18 protein-coding genes are annotated in these 21,611 nt (G+C 58.1%); 13 read left to right on the top strand and 5 right to left on the bottom strand.

Features of this window, described 5'->3' with window-relative positions:
* Positions 1-104: 104 nt before the first annotated feature.
* The 4 genes from mdoH to pip form a co-directional block, all read right to left on the bottom strand.
* The gene (gene mdoH / locus AUC60_RS09115; RefSeq protein WP_087265962.1) at positions 105-2,684 is read right to left on the bottom strand and encodes a glucans biosynthesis glucosyltransferase MdoH; all 2,580 of its coding nucleotides are present in this window, start codon (positions 2,682-2,684) and stop codon (positions 105-107) included.
* Positions 2,677-4,599, bottom strand: a complete 1,923-nt coding sequence (locus tag AUC60_RS09110) for a glucan biosynthesis protein G (protein ID WP_193441854.1) — start codon at positions 4,597-4,599, stop codon at positions 2,677-2,679. The genes mdoH and AUC60_RS09110 overlap by 8 nt, the downstream gene beginning before the upstream one ends.
* Before the next feature lie 259 nt (positions 4,600-4,858).
* Entirely contained in the window at positions 4,859-5,296 is a 438-nt protein-coding gene (gene dtd, locus AUC60_RS09105; RefSeq protein ID WP_087265958.1) for a D-aminoacyl-tRNA deacylase, read from the bottom strand.
* 31 nt (positions 5,297-5,327) lie between these two features.
* Entirely contained in the window at positions 5,328-6,299 is a 972-nt protein-coding gene (gene pip / locus AUC60_RS09100) for a prolyl aminopeptidase (RefSeq protein ID WP_087265956.1), read from the bottom strand.
* 289 nt (positions 6,300-6,588) lie between these two features.
* Between pip and AUC60_RS09095 the strand changes: the two genes are divergently transcribed.
* From AUC60_RS09095 to AUC60_RS09075, 5 genes are all read left to right on the top strand, one after another.
* Positions 6,589-9,039 carry a glycogen/starch/alpha-glucan phosphorylase gene (locus AUC60_RS09095; RefSeq protein ID WP_087265954.1) on the top strand — a complete coding sequence of 817 codons (2,451 nt, stop codon included), beginning with the start codon at positions 6,589-6,591 and terminating at the stop codon, positions 9,037-9,039.
* 305 nt (positions 9,040-9,344) lie between these two features.
* Entirely contained in the window at positions 9,345-10,355 is a 1,011-nt protein-coding gene (locus tag AUC60_RS09090; protein WP_087265953.1) for a class 1 fructose-bisphosphatase, read from the top strand.
* Between the two features lie 5 nt (positions 10,356-10,360).
* Positions 10,361-10,963, top strand: coding sequence for a DUF924 family protein (locus AUC60_RS09085; protein ID WP_087265951.1), 603 nt, complete (start codon positions 10,361-10,363; stop codon positions 10,961-10,963).
* Positions 10,964-11,145: 182 nt separating this feature from the next.
* Positions 11,146-11,400, top strand: a complete 255-nt coding sequence (locus AUC60_RS09080; RefSeq protein ID WP_087265949.1) for a hypothetical protein — start codon at positions 11,146-11,148, stop codon at positions 11,398-11,400.
* Between the two features lie 3 nt (positions 11,401-11,403).
* Positions 11,404-11,982: a lipocalin family protein gene (locus tag AUC60_RS09075; protein WP_087265947.1), complete on the top strand. Its 579-nt coding sequence runs from the start codon at positions 11,404-11,406 to the stop codon at positions 11,980-11,982.
* Between the two features lie 180 nt (positions 11,983-12,162).
* Here AUC60_RS09075 and AUC60_RS09070 read toward each other — a convergent pair whose 3' ends face one another.
* Positions 12,163-13,527 (bottom strand): formimidoylglutamate deiminase, encoded by a 1,365-nt coding sequence (locus tag AUC60_RS09070; protein ID WP_087265944.1) that lies wholly within the window; start codon positions 13,525-13,527, stop codon positions 12,163-12,165.
* A gap of 223 nt (positions 13,528-13,750) precedes the next feature.
* On the opposite strand from AUC60_RS09070, the gene hutC reads away from it, so the two are divergent.
* The 8 genes from hutC to AUC60_RS09030 all read left to right on the top strand — a co-directional run bounded on the left by hutC (position 13,751) and on the right by AUC60_RS09030 (position 21,572).
* Entirely contained in the window at positions 13,751-14,461 is a 711-nt protein-coding gene (gene hutC, locus AUC60_RS09065) for a histidine utilization repressor (protein ID WP_193441856.1), read from the top strand.
* Positions 14,458-15,051 carry a HutD/Ves family protein gene (locus AUC60_RS09060; protein ID WP_087265942.1) on the top strand — a complete coding sequence of 198 codons (594 nt, stop codon included), beginning with the start codon at positions 14,458-14,460 and terminating at the stop codon, positions 15,049-15,051. The genes hutC and AUC60_RS09060 overlap by 4 nt, the downstream gene beginning before the upstream one ends.
* Positions 15,052-15,108: 57 nt before the next feature.
* Positions 15,109-16,287 (top strand): Na+/H+ antiporter NhaA, encoded by a 1,179-nt coding sequence (gene nhaA / locus AUC60_RS09055; RefSeq protein WP_087265940.1) that lies wholly within the window; start codon positions 15,109-15,111, stop codon positions 16,285-16,287.
* A gap of 104 nt (positions 16,288-16,391) precedes the next feature.
* Complete coding sequence (locus AUC60_RS09050) at positions 16,392-16,925, top strand: DUF3455 domain-containing protein (RefSeq protein ID WP_087265938.1); 534 nt, start codon at positions 16,392-16,394, stop codon at positions 16,923-16,925.
* A gap of 93 nt (positions 16,926-17,018) precedes the next feature.
* A complete protein-coding gene (locus AUC60_RS09045; RefSeq protein ID WP_087265936.1) occupies positions 17,019-17,582 on the top strand; it encodes a sigma-70 family RNA polymerase sigma factor in 564 nt (187 codons plus the stop codon).
* Positions 17,579-18,304 (top strand): anti-sigma factor, encoded by a 726-nt coding sequence (locus AUC60_RS09040; RefSeq protein WP_087265934.1) that lies wholly within the window; start codon positions 17,579-17,581, stop codon positions 18,302-18,304. The genes AUC60_RS09045 and AUC60_RS09040 overlap by 4 nt, the downstream gene beginning before the upstream one ends.
* 378 nt (positions 18,305-18,682) lie before the next feature.
* Positions 18,683-20,368: a urocanate hydratase gene (gene hutU, locus AUC60_RS09035; RefSeq protein WP_087265932.1), complete on the top strand. Its 1,686-nt coding sequence runs from the start codon at positions 18,683-18,685 to the stop codon at positions 20,366-20,368.
* Positions 20,369-20,603: 235 nt separating this feature from the next.
* Positions 20,604-21,572: an ABC transporter substrate-binding protein gene (locus AUC60_RS09030; protein WP_087266038.1), complete on the top strand. Its 969-nt coding sequence runs from the start codon at positions 20,604-20,606 to the stop codon at positions 21,570-21,572.
* Positions 21,573-21,611: the final 39 nt, after the last annotated feature.

The raw sequence follows: 21,611 nt of genomic DNA, 5'->3' as shown, positions 1-21,611 counted from the left end.
GCAAGCCCAGCCCCCACAAAGGACCGCGCCGTACCTATAGAAAATATCCAGACCGCAAAAAACGGCGCCCTTGCGGGGCGCCGTTTTTGTTTACCAGCCTTGAATCAAGCGTGAACCAAAGAAGGCTCAGGCTCGCGTACGACCGGCTGCAAAGGCAGCAGCGGCGCGTGCGGGTCAGCGGCGACGGACTCTCGCCATGCATCCAGCCATTCAGGGTGGTTTTCACTCCAGACCTGCTCATGCAAACGGCCCAAGGCAACCGGGTCGCTAAGCAGCATCAGACGGTCGTGGTTACTGAGCTTTTCAGGCCCGACAGCCAGCGCATGACGCACACGCTCCATCCGCACGAACTCGATTGGCTCGGCAGTACGGTGACGCGAGGTCGCCAGTGCGCAAGCCAGCGCGTTCTGTTGCGGGTCAACCACGGCGCGGATGAAGCCTTGCTTCAGTGCGTGCCAGCGGTTCTCGTGGGTGTACAGATCAGTCGAGACCAGTTCTTGCGGCGGCGTGTGCTCTTCAGGAATCAGGAAGAACTTCTCGTCGCGCGCTTTGAGGCCCAGACCGGTACGGCTGGAAATCACCGAGACCGGAATCGACAGCATCAGCGAACCAACGATTGGCGCCAGCCACCACAGGAAGCTTGGGTTCAACCAGGCCACCAGCAGCGCCCAGCAGGCACCCAGCAGCGTCTGCGGACCATGACGCTTCACCGCTTCCAGCCAAGGCGTGGAGTCGTCGTCACGTTGTGGCGAATTCCAGGTCGCAGCCCAGCCCAGGAAAGCAGCCAGTACGAAGCGGGTGTGGAACAGCATGCGCACTGGAGCCAGCAGCACCGAGAACAGCATTTCCATCAGCATCGACAGCGTGACCTTGATCTTGCCGCCATAACCAACTGCGCCCTTGGCCCAGATCAGAATGATGCTGAGCAATTTAGGCAGGAATAGCAGCACGATTGTCGTCGAGAACAGCGCAACGGCTTTTTCCGGGTGCCATTGTGGCCAGAGCGGATAGAGCTGACGCGGCTCAAGGAAGTACGTTGGCTCCATCAGCGTGTTCACCGCCAGCAAGGCTGTGGACAACACCAGGAAGAAGAACCATAAAGGCGCCGACAGGTATGACATCACGCCCGTCAGGAACACCGCACGGTGAACCGGGTGCATGCCTTTTACCAGGAACAGCCTGAAGTTCATCAGGTTGCCGTGGCACCAGCGACGGTCACGCTTGAGTTCGTCGAGCAGGTTTGGCGGAAGCTCTTCGTAACTGCCCGGCAGGTCGTAGGCAATCCACACGCCCCAGCCAGCACGACGCATCAAAGCTGCTTCAACGAAGTCGTGAGAAAGGATCGCACCGGCGAACGCACCTTTACCAGGCAACGGCGCGAGGGCGCAGTGCTCGATAAACGGCTTCATGCGGATAATCGCGTTGTGACCCCAATAGTGGGATTCACCCAGCTGCCAGAAGTGCAGACCGGCCGTAAACAACGGACCGTACACGCGAGTAGCAAACTGCTGCATGCGCGCATAAAGAGTGTCCATGCCCGACGCCCGTGGCGCGGTCTGGATGATACCCGCGTCCGGAGTGGCTTCCATCAAGCGCACCAGACTGGTCAGACATTCACCGCTCATGACGCTGTCGGCATCAAGCACGACCATGTAACGGTAATCACCGCCCCAGCGACGGCAGAAGTCGTCGAGGTTGCCGCTTTTGCGTTTTACGCGACGACGGCGACGGCGATAGAAGATCTTGCCGAAGCCTTTTGTCTCGCGGCACACGTCCAGCCAAGCCTGTTGCTCGGCTACGGCGATGTCGGTCTCGTTGGTATCGCTGAGCACGAAGAAGTCGAAACGGTCGAGGTCACCGGTGGCCGCAACCGACTCGAAAGTCGCCCGCAAACCCGCAAACACACGAGGCACGTCTTCGTTACAAATCGGCATGACCAACGCAGTACGAGCACCCTTCTCAATCGGCTCGTTACCCGCACTGGCACCGGAAATCCGGTATTTGTCGCGGCCTGTCAGCAACTCCAGGAAGCCCATCAAGGCGGTCCAGAAACCGGCTGAAACCCAGCAGAACAGAATCCCGAACAATAGCAGAATGCTGGTCTGCAAGGCATAGGGCAGAACCTGCCACATGGTCTGCACGAAAGTCTGGTGCGTGATTTCATCGAGTGAAACCAGCGACCAGCCTTGGTACGGCAGAATGCCTTTCATGTACCAGCCAGCCACTATGGTCTGACCGAGCATCAGGATCAGCAGGATGTAACGACGAATCGAACCCACGGTGCGCCAGCGCGCCTTGGGCAGATCGCGCTCAACCTTTGGCTCGACCGGATTGCTGCGACCGGTCATGCGACGCCAGATACGAACCAGAATGTTGGTCCGCCATGGCTCAGGCACGACTTTGGTCCGACGGATCGGTGGAGTAGCCTTGAGGCACACGCGACCATTGGCGTCGAGGGCCAGCATTTCGGCCTCTTCCAGCGCCTCGGCGGTAGTCAGCGTCAGTCGGCGACCCACCGAAGCCTGAGCGGCTTCGGCAGTATCGGTAACTGGCTGAGCAGACAAACGCTCATGCAACTCGGCGAACGAGGTGCAGCCAGCCAGTTCGGCTCGCTGCTCATCGCTCATCGGGAGGTGTGCCAGGTACTCGCTGAGAGACACTGGCACCGGTACGGAATTACTCATCGGCTGGCAACTGGTAGCTCCAGGTCTCGGTCATGACTTGCAGCGTCTTGGCCGGCTCTGGATTGGTGGGTGCCGCATCGGCTTCTGGCTGCTGGGTCTCTTTGCCGTCTTTGGCTACGTCAGCTTTGGCCACGTCTGTTTTGGCAGCGTCGGCTGGCTTGGCGTCGGACTTGGCAGCATCAGCAGGTTTGGCTGCATCGGCTTTGGCATCGGCAGGTTTGGCTGCGTCAGCCTTGGCTACGTCGGCTTTCGGATCCTTCGCGGCGTCTGCGGTGGCTTCTTTCTTCGGAGCCTCTTTAGGCGCAGCTTTTTTCTCGTCACCGATGTGAGCTTTGGCAGCAACCAATACCGCAGGTTCCTTGCCTGGCTCGGCCGGGATCTCGCGCAGCAGATAGGCCTGCATCTCGATCGGCTTGTTGGTGTCCTTGACCTTGACCCGCAACGTCAGGCGATAGCCTTTGGTCACCGGGTTGTAGCGCAGGTTGTTTTCCACAAGCTCAGTATTGGTGTCAGTGGTGACCTGGCTACGAATGGTCTTGTCTTCAGGCATCGACGCGAGGATCGGACCGACGAAATCGACCTGGAACGCTACGCTGCCGTCCAGCTGACGAATCAGGTTGGACTGACGGATATCACCGGCAGAACGCAGGGTCTGCTTGACCCAGCCCAGATCAGGCGAGTGAATGGCTTTCTCGTCCATGGTCCAGTGGATGCGATAGTTGAAGTCAACTGGCTCGCCCGGTGCTGGCAAAGTATCTGGCTTCCAGAACGCAACGATGTTGTCGTTGGTTTCGTCAGCAGTCGGGATTTCTACCAGATCGACGGTACCTTTGCCCCAATCGCCCTTAGGTTCGATCCATGCACTTGGACGCTTGTCGTAGCGGTCGTCCAGATCTTCATAGTTGCTGAAGTCGCGACCACGTTGCAGCAGACCGAAGCCGCGCGGATTCTCTACCGAGAAGCTGCTGACAGCGAGGTGTTTAGGGTTGGTCAGTGGACGCCACAGCCATTGGCCGTTGGCCGCCTGGATCGACAGACCATTGGAGTCATGCAGCTCGCGGCGATAGTTCTGAACGCGCGAAGGCTGGTTTGCACCAAACAGGTACATGCTGGTCAGCGGAGCAACGCCCAGCTTGGAGACCTTGTCACGCAGATACATGCGCGACTGGACATCAACCAGAGTATTGGTACCCGGACGCAGGGTCAGCTTGTAAGCACCGGTCGCACGCGGGGAGTCGAGCAGCGCAAAGATCACCAGATGATTGTCATCGGTGCCTGGCTTCTCGATCCAGAACTCGGTGAAACGTGGGAACTCTTCGCCAGACGGCAGTGCGGTATCGATCGCCATGCCACGCGCAGACAGACCATAAACCTGACCTTTACCGATAACGCGGAAGTAGCTCGCGCCCAGCATGGTCATGATTTCGTCTTGTTTGTCGTCTTTGTTGATCGGGTACAGGACACGGAAACCGGCATAGCCGAGTTTCTCGGTCGCTTTAGGATCGAACTTCACATCGCCAAAATCAAAGCGGCTGGAGTCGTACTTGATCTCTTCAACGGTTGTCGCAGTGACTTCGTTGATTTTGACCGGGGTGTCGAAGTGCATACCCTGGTGATAGAACGAGACTTTGAACGGCGTTCTGTCGCCCGCCCATTCAGCACGATCCTCACGGAAACGGATTTTCTGGTAGTCCGCGAACTTCATGTCGCGGAACTCGGCCGGCAGATTGCTACGCGGGGCTTCGTACTTCTTGTCGGCCAGTTCCTTCGCTCTGCTCGCTACGTCATCAAGACTAAACGCCCACAGTTGTGTGGCGCTGAACAATGAGATCAGGGCTGAACTTGCCAATAGCGCGCTACGCAACCGCTTGCCAGGTGTCTTTACCGCATTACAGGGACTAACAATCACGAGCAACCCTCGCCGAAAACAGATGAAGAAACCAACGGCCAGCTATCAATTGCCGGGTTGGCGAGCATTGTTCCGACTCCGAAAGAACCTAATGATTCCCCAAACGGTGTCGGACCAGCTTCTGACCTTGCCAAACGGTGCCACAAACGCGGATCCCCGGACGGCGCGATTATCTAGTAGCGCGCGCCACAACGCACCATGTCCGATGAAGTATTTATTGCTTTGCAGCCTAATAAATCCGGGGGCAGTACAGCAAATCGATACTTTACCCCTCCAGCAGAAAAGTCACGGGGCCATCATTTACCAAATGAACTTGCATGTCTGCACCAAATTGGCCCGATTCAACCACCGCATGCGAGCTTTTTGCCTGATTCAATAAATACTCGAACAACTTGGCTCCCAAAGCGGGCGGGGCTGCTTTGGAGAAGCTCGGCCGCATGCCGCTTTTGGTATCCGCTGCCAGCGTGAACTGCGAAACCAACAGCAAACCTCCTGCGACATCGCGCAAGGATAGATTCATCTTGCCGTCAGCATCGCTGAACACGCGGTAGTTAAGCAGCTTATGTAGCAGCTTGTCGGCACTGGCCTGAGTGTCTTGAGGCTCGACCCCCACTAACACCATCAGACCTTGGTCGATTGAACCAACGATCTGCCCATCCACCTCCACGCTTGCGCTGCTGACACGTTGTAGCAAGCCTTTCATGTATCAAACTCCCTCGCTCCAGCAAACGGCATCACGCCTCTTCAGGCGGCAAATCCAGCAAACGAGCAGCCACTTGCGCGGCGGCGCGGACCAGTGCGTCGGTGATACCCGGCTCGGACGCAGCATGCCCCGCATCGCGAATCACTTGCAGCTCGCTGTTCGGCCAGGCCTGGTGCAGCTCCCAGGCATTATCCAGCGGGCAGATGACGTCATAGCGGCCGTGCACGATGATCCCCGGCAAATGGGCGATTTTCGGCATGTCGCGGATCAACTGGTTTTCTTCAAGGAAGGAATTATTGGTGAAGTAATGGCACTCGATACGCGCGATGGACAATGCGCGCTGCGGCTCGGAGAAGCGATCAACCACTTGCGGATTAGGACGCAACGTCGCAGCACGGCCTTCCCACGTGGACCAGGCCTTGGCCGCATGCATCTGGGCAATCTGGTCGGTACCGGTCAGGCGTTTATGGAACGCGGTCAATAGATCGCCGCGCTCTTCCAGCGGGATCGGAGCCACATAATCCTGCCAGTAATCCGGGAACATACGGCTGGCACCCGCCTGATAGAACCACTCGATTTCCTGCGGGCGAGCCAGAAAAATGCCGCGCAGGATCAGGGCGTGGACGCGATCCGGATGAGTTTGAGCGTAGGCCAACGACAGGGTTGAACCCCACGAGCCACCAAACAGCACCCATTTATCAATGCCCAGATGCTCGCGAATTCGCTCAAGGTCAGCAACCAGATCCCAGGTGGTGTTGTTTTCCAGGCTTGCATGAGGCGTCGAACGACCGCAACCACGCTGATCAAAAGTGATGATGCGATACAGATTGGGATCGAAATAGCGGCGGCTTTGCGCATCGCAGCCCGCGCCGGGGCCGCCATGAATAAACACCACCGGCAGACCTTCCGGTGACCCGCTTTCATCGACATACAAAACGTGCGGCGCCTCTACAGCCAGATCGTGCCGGGCGTAAGGTTTGATCTGCGGATACAAGGTCTGCATAGGTGCTCCGTAAGTGCGGTTCGGGTTCTTCTATTTTTTTGCCGTGGAGGCATCATAAACCCGAAACGAGGAATGTTCATGCTGTCACTCGCAGCTCATGCCAAGTGTGGAACGATCGATGCAAGCGGTTTGCCAATTGCTCAAATGGGCGAACCAGAGCGGCATGAGTCTGTCGAAGCGTGAGTCGTGTCCTGAGTAATTTAGGAAAAATTCAGGAAAGTTTTGCAGACACGCCCTACAGTCAAAGAAACCCCATCCTTCATTCGTCTGACTACTTGAGGTCGTATCGATGTCTCAGGAACCACTCGTTCGTGACGCTGAAGTGGCTGCTTTTCGCGCCGCTGTTCTCGCCAAACTCACCTATTCGGTGGGTAAGGACCCTGACCATGCGTTTGAGCATGACTGGTTCGAAGCTGTAGCACTCGCTGCTCGTGACCATATGGTCGAGCACTGGATGGACCATACCCGGCAGATTTATCGCAAGGTCCAGAAACGGGTGTATTACCTGTCGCTGGAGTTTCTTATCGGGCGTTTGCTGTACGACAGCCTGAGCAACCTTGGCCTGCTGGAAGTCGCTCGCGAAGCGATGACTGAACTGGGCGTGGACATCGAGCGCATCAAATTACTTGAGCCGGACGCCGCGCTGGGTAACGGCGGCCTGGGTCGTCTGGCAGCCTGCTTCATGGAAAGCATGTCGACGCTGGGCATCGCAGGTCACGGTTACGGTATTCGTTACGAACACGGCTTGTTCCGCCAGGCAATCGTCGATGGCTGGCAGCAGGAACAAACCGAGAACTGGCTGGACTTCGGTAACCCATGGGAATTCGAGCGCCCGGAAGTGGTTTACCCGATCGGTTTCGGCGGCAGTGTCGACACCCTCACCAACGAGGCCGGTGAACAGCGTCAGGTCTGGCGCCCGTCTGAAACCGTCCGGGCTATTGCCTACGACACGCCTGTGGTGGGATGGCGCGGTAAAAGCGTGAACACCTTGCGTCTGTGGCGCGCCCGCGCGGTGGGCGATCTGCACCTGGAGCGTTTCAACGCCGGTGACCACTTTGGTGCAGTGGCCGAGGTCGTGCGCGCAGAAAGTATCTCCCGCGTGCTCTATCCGAACGACGCCACTGAGGCCGGCCAGGAATTACGCCTGCGCCAGGAATACTTCTTCGTTTCCGCGTCGCTGCAGGATTTGCTGCGCCGCCATCTGAACATGCACGCAACATTGATGGACCTGCCGGAACACGCAGCCATCCAGATGAACGACACGCACCCGTCCATCGCAGTCGCCGAGCTGATGCGCCAGTTGATCGACACCCACGGTATCGCGTGGGATGCGGCATGGAAGATCACCGTAGGCACCCTCGCCTACACCAACCACACCTTGCTGCCCGAGGCGCTGGAAACCTGGTCGGTTGGCTTGATGGAGAGGATGCTGCCGCGCCACATGCAGATCATCTACATCATCAATGCTCAGCACATCGACACCTTGCGTGCCAAAGGCATTCACGACTTTGACGTGCTGCGCGCGGTATCGCTGATCGAGGAAGAGAACGGTCGTCGAGTGCGCATGGGCAACCTGGCGTTCCTCGGTTCTCACAGCATTAACGGCGTTTCGGCGTTGCATACCCAGTTGATGCGCAAGACGGTCTTCGCCGAACTGCACAAGCTGTATCCGGACCGGATCAACAACAAAACCAACGGCATTACCTTTCGCCGCTGGCTGTTCCAGGCAAATCCCAAGCTCACCGAAATGCTCACCGAGTCGCTGGGCGAGGACGTGCTGGATAACGCAGAAACGCGCCTGATCGAGCTGGAACCGTTCGCGGACAAGAGCTCTTTCCGCAAGCAGTTCGCGGATCAGCGCCTGCACAGCAAACGTGCACTGGCGGCGATCATCAAAGAACGCCTGGGGATCGTGGTCAATCCGGCGGCAATGTTCGATGTGCAGGTCAAACGGATTCATGAATACAAGCGCCAACTGTTGAACCTGTTTCACACCGTTGCCTTATATCAGGCCATCCGGGCTCAGCCGGGCACCGATTGGGTGCCACGCGTGAAGATCTTCGCGGGTAAAGCGGCGGCCAGTTATCACTCCGCCAAGTTGATCATCAAGCTGACTAACGATATTGCTCGCACGGTCAATAGCGACCCGACTGTGCGCGGCCTGCTCAAAGTCGTCTTTATGCCCAACTACAACGTCAGCCTGGCGGAAAGCATCATTCCGGCAGCCGACTTGTCCGAGCAGATTTCAACTGCGGGCCTGGAAGCATCGGGCACCAGCAACATGAAATTCGGCCTCAACGGTGCGCTGACCATCGGCACGCTGGACGGTGCCAACGTGGAGATGAGCGAGCAGGTAGGCCTGGAACACATGTTCATCTTCGGCATGACCGCTCGGGAAGTCGAAGCTCATAAGCAAGTGGGCGACTTCAGCGCTTACGCGGCAGCGGCGGCCTCGGGTCGACTCAATGACGTTCTGCAAGCCATTCGGGGCGGCGTGTTTTCGCCGGATGATCCTAACCGTTATGCCGGCCTGATCGATCAATTGCTGGCCTACGACCGCTTTCTGGTCTGTGCCGACTTTGATTCCTACTGGGACGCCCAGGCCAGGGTCGAAGCCCACTGGCACGACTCGAAAGAGTGGTGGCGCTCCGCGGTGCTCAACACTTCACGCATGGGCTGGTTCTCGTCTGACCGGACGATCCGGGAATATGCTGGGGATATCTGGAACGCGCTGGATTGATGGAATAAGCGCAAACCGCTCCCACTTTGGCAATACGGCCAATGTGGGAGCCGGGCTTGCCCGCGATAGGGCTGGACGCGGTTCACTTTAGATCGCGCCATTCTTATCGCGGGCAAGCCCAACTCCCACAGGGGATCGTGCTTCACTCGGTAACCAACTCGTTTCAGCCACCGTTTCAGCATTTTCCAGCTACGCTCTGCCCACACGTGAACTCAATGGGTGTTAACCCAGTCTTATAGGCAGTATTACGTCTCGACTCGCGCTAAACTGCGCGGGTTTTTTATTCCCCCTATTCGGAGCTATCCATGTCCCGCGTTACCCTGAGTCGCTATTTGATTGAGCAGACCCGCAGCAACAACACTCCTGCCGATCTGCGCTTCCTGATCGAAGTGGTGGCGCGAGCGTGCAAGGAAATCAGCCACGCCGTTTCCAAAGGCGCGCTGGGCGGCGTGCTCGGCAGCATGGGCACTGAAAACGTTCAGGGCGAAGTGCAGAAGAAGCTCGACGTGATCTCCAACGAAATCCTGCTCGAAGCCAACGAGTGGGGCGGTCACCTGGCAGGCATGGCGTCCGAAGAAATGGACAACGCCTACCAGATCCCGGGCAAATACCCGAAAGGCGCCTACCTGCTGGTTTTCGACCCACTGGACGGCTCGTCGAACATCGACATCAACGCCCCGGTCGGCACCATCTTCTCCGTACTGCGCTGCCCGAATGAATACCTGAGCCAGAACGAGCCTTTGAACGAAAAGGCTTTCCTGCAGCCAGGTACTCAGCAAGTAGCCGCCGGTTATGCGATCTACGGCCCGCAAACCATGCTGGTTCTGACCTTGGGCGATGGCGTCAAAGGCTTCACGCTGGATCGTGAAATGGGCAGCTTCGTACTGACCCACGAAGACATCAAGATCCCGACCTCCACTCAGGAATTCGCGATCAACATGTCCAACCAGCGACACTGGGAAGCTCCAGTACAACGCTACGTTGACGAACTGCTGGCTGGCGAAGCCGGTCCACTGAAAAAGAACTACAACATGCGCTGGGTTGCTGCGATGGTCGGCGATGTACACCGCATCCTGACCCGAGGCGGTCTGTTCATGTACCCACGTGACAGCCGCGAGCCATCCAAGCCGGGCAAACTGCGCTTGATGTACGAAGCCAACCCGATGTCCTTCCTGGTCGAACAAGCTGGCGGCGCGTCCACCGACGGTCATCAGCGCATCCTCGACATTCAGCCGGACGGTCTGCACCAGCGTGTGGCTGTGTTTCTGGGCTCGAAAGAAGAAGTTGAGCGCGCGACCTCGTACCATAAGGCCTGACTAACATGACTGCCCCTTGGCTCCCGCTGCTGGAATGGTGGTTCGGCTCTGCCGGATCGCCCTCCGAAGTGGCGAAGGCCAAGGGCAAGTTGTGGTTCGGCAAGGACAAGGCTCAGGACACCGAAGCGCATACGCGTTTTGGTGATCTGGTCGAATCCGCACTTTCGGGTGGTTTGAAAGAGTGGACTGAAAGTCCTGATGGCTGGCTGGCGTTGGTACTGCTGCTCGATCAACTACCACGCATGATTTATCGCGACACACCTAAAGCTTTCGCTGGCGATCAACGCGCTCAGGCGCTTGTTGCCCACGGCCTGAAGCTTGGCCGTGACCAGCATCTGGACCCGCTGCAGCGCACCTTCATCTATCTGGTGCTGGAACATAGCGAAACCCTCGACGCACAAAATGAAGCCGTCGCCCGCTTCACCGAACTCCTCCCCCTGCTTCCCTCCACAGACCGCGACTATTTCAACCACAGTCTTGATTACGCCGAACGCCACCGGGCAGTCATCGATCGCTTTGGGCGCTTCCCGCATCGCAACGCAATTCTTGGCCGTGCTTCAACGCCGGAAGAGATTGAATTCCTGAAACAGCCTGGTTCGCGGTTTTAAGTAAGAAACGCGCGCATGGGCAAGCACCGCTCCCACAGGTATGCGTTTGCTCGAAAAAATGGATTTTTTCCTCAACGGAACCAGACCCCGCTTTTCTCTTCTAAGCTTGCGGTATTACGCCAGCAACCTGCCCATCGACCGTTTGCTGCGGCGTTGCCCTTTTCCGTTCAGGAGCTTCATCCATGTCTCTGCGCTCTCTAGCGTTGTTGTCGTTTCTCGTATTGCTGACCGCATGCAGCAAGGTTAATCAGGAAAATTACTCGAAGCTTTCTGCGGGTATGCCCAAGGCTGAAGTTGAACGCCTGCTCGGCAGCCCGACCGAATGCTCCGGCGCGCTGGGTATGTCCAGCTGCACGTGGGGCGATCAGAAGAGCTTTATCAGCGTGCAGTACGCCGCCGACAAGGTTGTGCTTTTTTCGGGACAGGGTTTGAAATAACAGATGATCAAATTACTCGTGCGCTTTGGGCTGGTGGTCATGGCCAGCTTTCTCGCAATCGGTTTCGCGCATTCCGCTGAAAACCTTGAGCCAAGAACGGTTGGTAACGTCGACCTCAAACAGTATCAGGGCACTTGGTACGAAATCGCTCGTTTACCGATGTTCTTCCAGCGTAACTGCGCGCAATCCGAAGCGCATTACGCCCTCAAGGAAGATGGCAACGTCGGCGTGACCAACCGCTGCCGGACCATTGAAGGTGAGTGGCAGGAAGCAACAGGTACAGCTACACCGCAAGTGGCGGGTAAAACCGACAAGTTATGGGTGGAGTTCGATAACTGGTTCTCCCGCCTGCTGCCCGGCGTAGCCAAAGGCGACTACTGGGTGCTGTACATCGGCGACGGCTACAAGACCGCTGTCGTGGGCAATCCGGACCGCAAATACCTGTGGCTGCTTTCGCGCACGCCTACCATCTCCAAGGAAGTGAAAGAGCATTTGCTCAGCCAGGCTCAACAGCAGGGATACGACACCACCAAGCTGGTCTGGCGGGTTGAAGATTCGAAGATCGGGAAAACCGAGAAATAATCACTGCCGGGATCATCGTCCACTCTCCAAAGGGGGGGATGCGATCCCACGTATTCACGCGATGTCGTGGGACCGGCTTTAGCCGGGAAGAGGCCGGTACATTCGCAACATTTCTATCGTCAGAAATACCGCCTTCCCGGCTGAAGCCGGTCCCACGTCGACGCCTTCAAATACTGAACGTTACCCCAACAACTCCCGCAGCACCTGCGCAAACTCACGTTTGCTCTGCTCTTCCCCGGCATGATGCCCTTCACGCACCACCCACTTGCCGTTGACCATCACGTCGCGAATCTGCCGGTCGCTGCCCGCGAATAACCAGCGGTTGAGGATCCCGTCGTCCGACGCGGTGGCGATGTATGGATCATTGCCATCAAGCACCAGCCAGTCGGCACGCTGCCCCACTTCCAGACCACCGATAGGCTGCCCCAGCGCCTGCGCCCCACCGACCAGTGCTGCATCAAACAACGTCCTGCCGACCATTGGCTGATCGCTGCGATACAAGCGATTGCGACGCTGATCGCGCAATCGCTGACCGTACTCAAGCCAACGCAACTCCTCGACCACACTCAACGACACGTGACTGTCTGAACCGATCCCCCAGCGCCCGCCTTGAGCGATGTAGTCCACTGCCGGGAAAATCCCGTCGCCCAGATTCGCTTCAGTGGTTAGGCACAACCCGGCAACCGCACCGCTTTGCGCCATCAACGCGACTTCATCGACTTCGACATGCGTGGCATGCACCAGACACCAGCGCTCATCCACCGGAGCGTTCTCGTACAGCCATTGCACAGGCCGACGGCCGCTCCAGCTCAGGCAGTCGTCGACTTCCTTCTGCTGTTCGGCGATGTGGATATGGACCGGACAATGCTGGTCGCTGGCGGCCAGTACCGCACTGATCTGCTCAGGCGTTACCGCACGTAGCGAATGAAAACAAAGGCCCAACTGCTGTGCTGGCTGCTCGCGCAATACAGGTTGCAGACGCGCGTGCAGATCAAGATAGCTGTCGGTGCTGTGGATAAACCGCCGCTGACCCTCGTTCGGCGCTTGCCCACCGAAACCGGAGTGGATGTAGAGCACCGGTAACAGCGTCAGTCCGATCCCGGCAGAACTCGCCGCCTGACTTATTTGCAGCGCCAGTTCCGCGGGATTTGCATACGGCTTGCCGGTAGTGTCCTGATGCACGTAATGAAACTCAGCGACCGAGGTAAAACCGCCCTTGAGCATTTCGATGTACAACTGACGGGCAATGACACCCAGTTGCTGCGGGCTGATCTTGCCGACCAGGCGGTACATCAAATCGCGCCAGGTCCAGAAGCTGTCATTGGGGTTCCCTGCCACTTCCGCCAGCCCGGCCATCGCCCGCTGAAACGCGTGGGAATGCAGATTCGGCATGCCTGGCAGCAACGGTCCTTTTAGCAACTCCGCGCCTGAAGCGTCTGCCTCCGCGACGATATGAGTGATCACGCCAGCGGCGCTGACCTCAATGCGAACATTATTGGCCCAGCCGGTGGGCAACAATGCACGCTCGGCAAAGAAGGCGGACATGGCTCTGAATCCCATAAAAAGTGATTTGTATATACATATACAGACGTTTGCACGCTCGGTAAACTCCGGCAAGCTTGTCGCCGAACAGGTTAATGGTTAGCGTGAGCACACGTTATTAATGACCAAGCGCTGCAAGATCAGCGCCGACCCGCACCTGAATTACCTTCGAAAAGGATTGCCCTCAGTGCCGACTCCGCCTGCCACTTCACCTTTGGCTGCCCAAATGGGCGACAGTCCGGCCCCGCTGTACGCCCGCGTCAAGCAGATGATCGCCCAGCAGATCCAGTGCGGAAACTGGCCGCCGCATCACCGCGTCCCGTCGGAAAGCGAGTTGGTGACCCAACTGGGTTTCAGCCGCATGACCATCAACCGCGCCCTGCGTGAAATGACCGCCGAAGGCCTGTTGGTGCGTATGCAGGGCGTTGGCACCTTCGTCGCCGAGCCCAAGAGTCAGTCGGCACTGTTTGAAGTGCATAACATCGCTGACGAAATCGCTGCCCGTGGTCATCGGCACACCTGCAAGGTCATCCTGCTGAAAGAAGAAGCCGCAGGCTCCGAGCGAGCCCTGGCGCTGGATATGCGCGAAGGTCAGCGGGTTTTTCACTCGTTGATCGTGCATCTGGAAAACGATCTGCCGGTGCAAATCGAAGATCGCTATGTCAACGCGTTGGTCGCGCCGGATTACTTGAGCCAGGACTTCACCCAGCAGACGCCTTACGCCTATCTCTCGCAAGTCGCGCCCTTGACCGAAGGCGAGCATGTGGTTGAGGCCATTCTCGCCGAGCCGAATGAGTGCGAACTGTTGCAGATCAGCCCCAACGAACCTTGCCTGTTGATACGCCGTCGCACATGGTCCGGCCGTCAGCCAGTGACCGCTGCACGACTGATCCACCCCGGTTCCCGTCATCGCCTGGAAGGACGTTTCAGCAAATGAGCCAACTGACCGTTTTACGCGCCGCCAACTATCCGCGCATGCCCTGGAAAAACGGCGGCGGCAGCACGGAAGAAGTGACCCGCGATGCAGGCGAAGGCCTGGAAGGTTTTGGCTGGCGTCTGTCGATTGCCGATATCGAGCAGTCCGGCGGCTTTTCATTGTTTGCGGGCTATCAGCGCATCATCACCGTGCTGCAAGGCATGGGCATGACGCTGGATATCGATGGCAAGACAACCGAGCCGCTACTGCCCGGCGACCCGTTCGCGTTCAGCGGCGACAGTCAGGTCAGTTGCACATTGCTCGACGGTGCGATTCGCGATTTCAACCTGATCTACTCACCAGAACGTTATCGCGTCAGTTTGCAGTGGGTCGATGTGCTCAAACCGCAGCGTTTGTTCAGTTCGGCGTCTACGCTGCTGCTGTTCAGCGCGGCAGAGCAGATGGCCGCGAACCTGGCCGAACATTCGCCGCAATTGCTGGAAAAGCATGATTGCCTGCAATTGGATAACGAGGCAGATGAATTGCTGGAAGTGGTGCTGTACGCACCCCGCGCCAGTCGCTGCTGTTTGATTGAACTGACCAGGATCTGACGCACGCTCCTACAGGGGATGTGGCGCAAATCAAAATCAAGGACGCTCCCACCGCCAATGACTGCCTATAACAACAAAAAAGAAACCCCAAGAGCCATCGCCATTCTCGCCAGCTTCCTGGCCTCCGAATCAGCCGGTGGCATCGTCTTGATGGGCGCGGCGCTGGCTGCATTGATCGTCGCCAACTCCGGACTTTCCACTGGCTACTTCGCAGCACTGCACAGCGTCTGGCTGGGGCTTTCCGTCGAGCTATGGATCAACGACGGGCTGATGGCGATCTTCTTCCTGATGGTCGGTCTGGAAATCAAACGTGAGGTGCTCGCGGGTGGCCTGGCTACCTGGGGCCAGCGTGCCCTGCCCGGCTTTGCAGCGGCTGGCGGCATGTTAGTGCCTGCGCTGATCTACATAGCGGTCAACTGGGGCAATAAGGAAACCATGAGCGGCTGGGCGATCCCCGCCGCTACCGACATTGCCTTCGCCCTCGGCGTGCTATCGCTGCTGGGTAAACGCGTGCCAACTTCTCTGAAAGTCTTCCTCGCCGCACTGGCGATTCTCGATGATCTGGGCGCCGTTACCATCATTGCTTTCTTCTACAGCTCGGGCCTGAACATGCCGATGCTGCTGGCCTCCTTCGCCACGCTCGCGGTTTTGATCGTGATGAATCGCCTGCGCGTGCGACGCCTGCTGCCGTACTTGTTGCTGGGCGCCGCCCTGTGGTTTTTCGTCCTGCAATCGGGCGTTCACGCGACGCTGGCCGGTGTCGCTCTGGCGCTGTGTATTCCCTTGGGCAAACCTGAAGAAGAGTCCCGCTCGCCTCTGCTGTTCCTCGAGGAGAAGCTGCACTACTGGGTCGCGTTTGCCATCGTGCCCATCTTCGGCTTTGCCAATGCCGGGGTTTCGTTGTCAGGAATCTCGCTGCAGAACCTGATTGATCCTGTACCGCTGGGCGTTGCGCTTGGTCTTTTCGTGGGTAAACAGATTGGCGTATTCCTCGCCGCTGTTCTGGCCATTCGCTCCGGCCTGGCGTCGATGCCGGAAGGCAGCAACTGGGTGCAGTTGTATGGCGTCGCGATCCTCTGCGGCATCGGTTTCACCATGAGTCTGTTCATCGGCAACCTTGCCTTCCCCGGTTCCGCGCATCTGATCGACGAAGTAAAAGTCGGCGTATTGATGGGTTCAGGACTCGCGGCGATTGCGGGCGTGATCCTGTTGCGCAGCCGAATCAGCAAGGGCTGAAAATTTATTTTCAAATCGCTGCATCCAGATGGGTTTCTCGCGGGTAGTACAGATAAGCAGCCGGTTTGGCTGTTAAGCGAAAACCCAAAACTGGAGATGTCTGCATGAACGCAAAACGCTTGCTCTGCCTGACTGGTGCTGCACTGGCTTTCACTTGCCTGGCGCCCTCTGCCTTCGCTCAAAGCAACCTGCCGGAAACCGTGCGAGTGCCGGATGGCTTCAAAGTCAGCCTGGAAACCACCGGTGTCGGCGAGATCACTTACGAGTGCCGCGCCAAAGCCAATGCTGCAGAAGGCATGGAATGGGCGTTCGTGGGTCCTAAAGCCGTGCTCAATGATCGCAGCGGCAAGCAAGTCGGCACCTACTACGGCCCGCCAGCAACCTGGGAAGCCAAAGACGGTTCGAAAGTGACCGGCACCCAACTCGCGGTGGCACCGTCCAGCGCTGGCAACCTGCCGTATCAGTTGGTCAAAGCCAACCCGGCCGAAGGCAAAGGCGCAATGACCGGCGTTGCGTACATTCAGCGTACCGCGCTCAAAGGCGGCGTAGCCCCCGCCAAAGCGTGTGCCGAGAGCAACAAAGGCGCCAAGGAAATCGTTAAATATCAAGCTGACTATATCTTCTGGTCTGCGAAGTAATTAGCGCGAGCCTGCGCAGGAACTGGTCTATGCTCCTGCGCGGGTGCTCCGATTCAAATCGGGGTAGAAGTACTCTGTATACGGCGTATTGAATTGTCCTCCCAAGAATCCCTGTTTGATTACGAAGCAGCACTGGATGCCTGCGCCCGAGGCGAGCGGCAGGCGCTTGAGCGGCTGTATGCCCAGGAAAGTCCTCGTTTGCTCGGTGTTGCGCAACGCTTGGTGCGCGACAGCGCATTGGCTCAGGACATCGTGCATGACGCCTTTATCAAGGTCTGGACCGGGGCGGCAAGCTTCGACAAGACCCGGGGTTCGGCGCGTGGCTGGATATTCAGCATCACCCGGCATCTGGCGTTGAACGCCATTCGCAACAATGCCCGGGAAGTGCAGAGTGAAGATGAAGACGAGCACGATGAAGCACAGGCGACGCTGGAAGGCTGGAACGAAACGGTGGACAGTTTTGACTGGCGGGTAAATCCGGGGCGGATCGAATTCTGTCTGGAACAGCTTGAACCGGTACGTCGCAACTGCGTGTTCCACGCTTACGTGGACGGCTATTCACATCAAGAGATTGCGCAAAAAATCGGCGCGCCGCTGGGCACTGTCAAAGCCTGGATCAAGCGCAGCCTGAATGCATTACGGGAGTGCATCGGATGAGCAACAGCTCGGGCACTGAACCCCAAAAACCGCTGAACGAATTAGCGGGCGAATATGTGCTGGGCACTTTGTCTGCCAAGCAACGAATTGAAGTAGAGCGTCGGCTGCCCAACGAGCCCGCCTTGCGCGCCGCAGTCGATGAATGGGAAGCACGTCTGCTGCCGCTGACGGATATGGTAGAGCCGCAGAACCCGCCACCGCATCTGTGGGCGCGGATCGAGCGCAGCCTGGATGATTTGCTCGCGCCACAAAAAACCGCAAAACGCGACGTGCAAAGCTGGTGGAACAACCTGTCGATCTGGCGTGGTCTTGCCGGTGCCGGGCTGGCTGCGTCATTGGTGTTGGGCATGACGCTGTTCACCCAGTCGCGCTCGACTCCGGCGCCTTCGTATCTGGTGGTGCTGGTCGCGCCGCAGGACAAAGCGCCGGGCTGGGTGATTCAGACCAGCAACTCCACAGACATCCAGCTCATTCCGCTGAGCGTTACCGAAGTGCCCGCCGACAAGGCGCTGGAGTTCTGGACCAAGGGCGATGACTGGCAAGGCCCGGTTTCCCTCGGACTGGTCAAGCCGGGGCAAACTCTGCAAGTGCCACTGGATAAACTGCCGCCGTTGCAGCCTAACCAACTGTTCGAGCTGACGCTGGAACAAGCCACCGGTTCACCGATAGGCAAGCCTACCGGTCCGATCCAGTTTATCGGGCGTGCGGTGAAGGTCATCTGACTCAAACCGCGCACCATTTTGTTACCGAGCGCCCCAAAACGAAGCGAGTCGTTTGCCAAGTAACAACTGCAGACGACTGGTTCTTTGAGCGCGTCTGTCTCTGCAAGGTTGGTCCACGGTACCGCAGACGTCGCCAATCCAGCAAAGCACCACGCAGCCAAAACAGCACACAACCTATTGAACCTGCGCGGATTAATGGTAGGAGCGAACTTGTTCGCGAGAGCGCCAGACCAGCCAATATATTCATCAATCCGCCTCCCCCCTCGCGAACAAGTTCGCTCCTACCAACTGGTTTTCAAGAGTTGGTATTTCAATTGCATATGCTTGTACATACAAGTAAAGCCAAGTGCATTGAACTGATCGCTGAGGACTTCTTTCGTGACCGAGAATAACCAAGACTGGACCCGCTACCGTGACGTCGAAGTACGCGCGGCTCGTGGCACCAAGCTCACCGCCAAAAGCTGGATGACCGAAGCACCATTGCGCATGCTGATGAACAACCTTGACCCGGAAGTGGCCGAGAACCCCAAAGAACTGGTGGTTTACGGCGGCATCGGTCGCGCAGCGCGCAACTGGGAGTGCTACGACAAGATCGTCGAAAGCCTGACCCATCTGAATGACGACGAAACCCTGCTGGTTCAGTCCGGCAAGCCGGTCGGCGTGTTCAAGACCCACAGCAACGCGCCTCGGGTGTTGATCGCCAACTCCAACCTGGTGCCGCACTGGGCGAGCTGGGAGCACTTCAACGAACTGGATGCCAAAGGCTTGGCCATGTACGGCCAGATGACCGCTGGTAGCTGGATCTACATCGGCAGCCAGGGGATCGTTCAAGGTACATACGAAACCTTCGTCGAAGCCGGTCGCCAGCATTACAACGGCAGCCTCAAAGGCAAGTGGGTCCTGACCGCAGGCCTGGGCGGCATGGGAGGCGCGCAACCTCTGGCCGCAGGTATGGCCGGGGCCAGCTCGCTGAACATCGAATGCCAACAGAGCCGCATCGACTTCCGCCTCAAGACGCGTTACGTCGACGAGCAAGCCGACGATCTGGATGACGCCCTGGCACGTATCGCCAAGTACACCGCTGAAGGCAAGGCGATCTCCATCGCGTTGTGTGGTAACGCCGCGGAAATCCTGCCGGAAATGGTGCGTCGTGGCGTGCGCCCGGACATGGTCACCGACCAGACCAGCGCTCACGACCCACTCAATGGTTATCTGCCAAAAGGCTGGACCTGGGACGAGTACCGCGCCCGCTCTCTGACCGAGCCAGCCGCGGTGGTCAAAGCCGCCAAGCAGTCCATGGCTGAACACGTCGAGGCGATGCTGGCCTTCCAGAAAATGGGCATCCCGACCTTCGATTACGGCAACAACATCCGGCAGATGGCCAAGGAAGAAGGCGCGGCAAACGCTTTCGACTTCCCGGGTTTCGTTCCAGCCTACATTCGTCCGTTGTTCTGCCGTGGCGTAGGGCCTTTCCGCTGGGCCGCGCTGTCGGGCGACCCGGAAGACATCTACAAGACCGACGCCAAGGTCAAAGAACTGATCCCGGACGACGCGCATCTGCACAACTGGCTGAACATGGCCCGCGAGCGCATTGCCTTTCAGGGCCTGCCAGCGCGTATCTGCTGGGTCGGCCTGGGTCAGCGCGCCAAACTCGGTCTGGCGTTCAACGAAATGGTCCGCAGCGGTGAGTTGTCGGCACCGGTTGTGATCGGCCGCGACCACCTGGACTCCGGCTCGGTCTCCAGCCCGAACCGCGAAACCGAATCCATGCAGGACGGTTCCGATGCGGTGTCCGACTGGCCACTGCTCAACGCCCTGCTCAACACCGCCAGCGGCGCGACCTGGGTTTCACTGCACCACGGCGGCGGCGTCGGCATGGGCTTCTCCCAGCATTCGGGGATGGTGATTGTGTGCGACGGCAGCGACGAAGCCGCCGAACGCATCGCCCGCGTGTTGCATAACGACCCGGCCACCGGCGTGATGCGCCATGCGGATGCGGGTTATCAGATCGCGATTGATTGCGCCAACGAGAAGGGCCTGAATCTGCCGATGATCAAGGGCTAGCGAGTCTCCCTGTGGGAGCGGTGCTTGCCCGCGATACATGAGACGCAGCTAGACGGCATATCGCGTCATCGTTTATCGCGGGCAAGTCGGAATGCCGCCCACCCGCTCCCACAAAGGATCTCCAACAGTGCAGAAGGAACTGACCACCCCAAAGGACCGTCAAGTGTCCTGCAATCAGGCTTCTGGCCTTTTGATCTGGAAACTGCCCACATCCATTCGCGAGGAGCGTCACACAATGAAAACCAAGAAGGCACTGCTATCCACGTTGATTTCACTGGGTTTGCTCACCGGCGCTGGCGCAAGTCAGGCAGCGGGTTGGTGCGAATCCGGCAAGCCGGTGAAGTTCGCCGGTCTGAACTGGGAAAGCGCCATGTTGCTGACCGACGTGTTGCAGGTGGTCCTGAACAAGGGTTACGGCTGTGAAGTCGACAGCTTGCCGGGCAATTCCATCACCATGGAAAACGCTCTGAGCACCAACGATATTCAGGTGTTTGCCGAAGAGTGGGTTGGCCGCAGCGAAGTGTGGAACAAGGCTGAGAAAGCCGGGAAAGTGGTCGGTGTCGGCAGCCCCGTCAAAGGCGCAGTCGAAGGTTGGTACGTGCCGCGTTATGTGATCGAAGGCGACGCCAAGCGCAAGCTAGAAGCCAAGGCTCCGGACCTGAAATCCATCAGCGATCTGGCCAAATACTCGACGCTGTTCAAAGACGCTGAAGAGCCGGGCAAAGGCCGTTTTTACAACTGCCCTGCTGGCTGGACCTGCGAGCTTGAAAACAGCGAAATGCTGAAGACCTACGGTCTGGAAGACAAATACACTAATTTCCGCCCAGGCACTGGCCCAGCACTGGATGCAGCGATCCTGTCGAGCTACAAACGTGGCGAGCCGATCCTGACTTACTACTGGTCGCCGACGCCTCTGATGGGCCAGGTGGATCTGGTACGTCTGGAAGAAAAGGATGGCGTGAACAAGAACATCGAAATCAAGGTGGGCTTGTCCAAGACCTTCCACGAACAGGCTCCGGAATTGGTGTCAGTCATGGAAAAGGTCAACATCCCCATTGATCTGCTCAACCAGAACCTGGCCCGCATGACCAAGGACCGCATCGAATCGCCGAAACTGGCGAAAATCTTCCTCAAGGAACACCCGGAAGTCTGGCACGCCTGGGTGAGTGAAGAAGCGGCGAAAAAGGTGGATGCTTCGTTGTAACGCAATCCCCTGTAGGAGCGGCCGAAGGCTGCGAAGCGA

Source organism: Pseudomonas caspiana (genome assembly GCF_002158995.1).
Lineage (GTDB): Bacteria > Pseudomonadota > Gammaproteobacteria > Pseudomonadales > Pseudomonadaceae > Aquipseudomonas > Aquipseudomonas caspiana.
This window is presented reverse-complemented; position numbering and strand designations above follow the sequence as displayed.

Coding starts and splice junctions, on each gene's coding strand:
- AUC60_RS09090 (WP_087265953.1), top strand. CDS start 9,345: ATGTCCCGCGTTACCCTGAGTCGCTATTTGATTGAGCAGACCCGCAGC.
- pip (WP_087265956.1), bottom strand. CDS start 6,299: ATGCAGACCTTGTATCCGCAGATCAAACCTTACGCCCGGCACGATCTG.
- AUC60_RS09085 (WP_087265951.1), top strand. CDS start 10,361: ATGACTGCCCCTTGGCTCCCGCTGCTGGAATGGTGGTTCGGCTCTGCC.
- hutC (WP_193441856.1), top strand. CDS start 13,751: ATGGGCGACAGTCCGGCCCCGCTGTACGCCCGCGTCAAGCAGATGATC.
- AUC60_RS09050 (WP_087265938.1), top strand. CDS start 16,392: ATGAACGCAAAACGCTTGCTCTGCCTGACTGGTGCTGCACTGGCTTTC.
- AUC60_RS09060 (WP_087265942.1), top strand. CDS start 14,458: ATGAGCCAACTGACCGTTTTACGCGCCGCCAACTATCCGCGCATGCCC.
- AUC60_RS09095 (WP_087265954.1), top strand. CDS start 6,589: ATGTCTCAGGAACCACTCGTTCGTGACGCTGAAGTGGCTGCTTTTCGC.
- AUC60_RS09075 (WP_087265947.1), top strand. CDS start 11,404: ATGATCAAATTACTCGTGCGCTTTGGGCTGGTGGTCATGGCCAGCTTT.
- AUC60_RS09040 (WP_087265934.1), top strand. CDS start 17,579: ATGAGCAACAGCTCGGGCACTGAACCCCAAAAACCGCTGAACGAATTA.
- AUC60_RS09030 (WP_087266038.1), top strand. CDS start 20,604: ATGAAAACCAAGAAGGCACTGCTATCCACGTTGATTTCACTGGGTTTG.
- AUC60_RS09070 (WP_087265944.1), bottom strand. CDS start 13,527: ATGTCCGCCTTCTTTGCCGAGCGTGCATTGTTGCCCACCGGCTGGGCC.
- nhaA (WP_087265940.1), top strand. CDS start 15,109: ATGACTGCCTATAACAACAAAAAAGAAACCCCAAGAGCCATCGCCATT.
- mdoH (WP_087265962.1), bottom strand. CDS start 2,684: ATGAGTAATTCCGTACCGGTGCCAGTGTCTCTCAGCGAGTACCTGGCA.
- AUC60_RS09080 (WP_087265949.1), top strand. CDS start 11,146: ATGTCTCTGCGCTCTCTAGCGTTGTTGTCGTTTCTCGTATTGCTGACC.
- dtd (WP_087265958.1), bottom strand. CDS start 5,296: ATGAAAGGCTTGCTACAACGTGTCAGCAGCGCAAGCGTGGAGGTGGAT.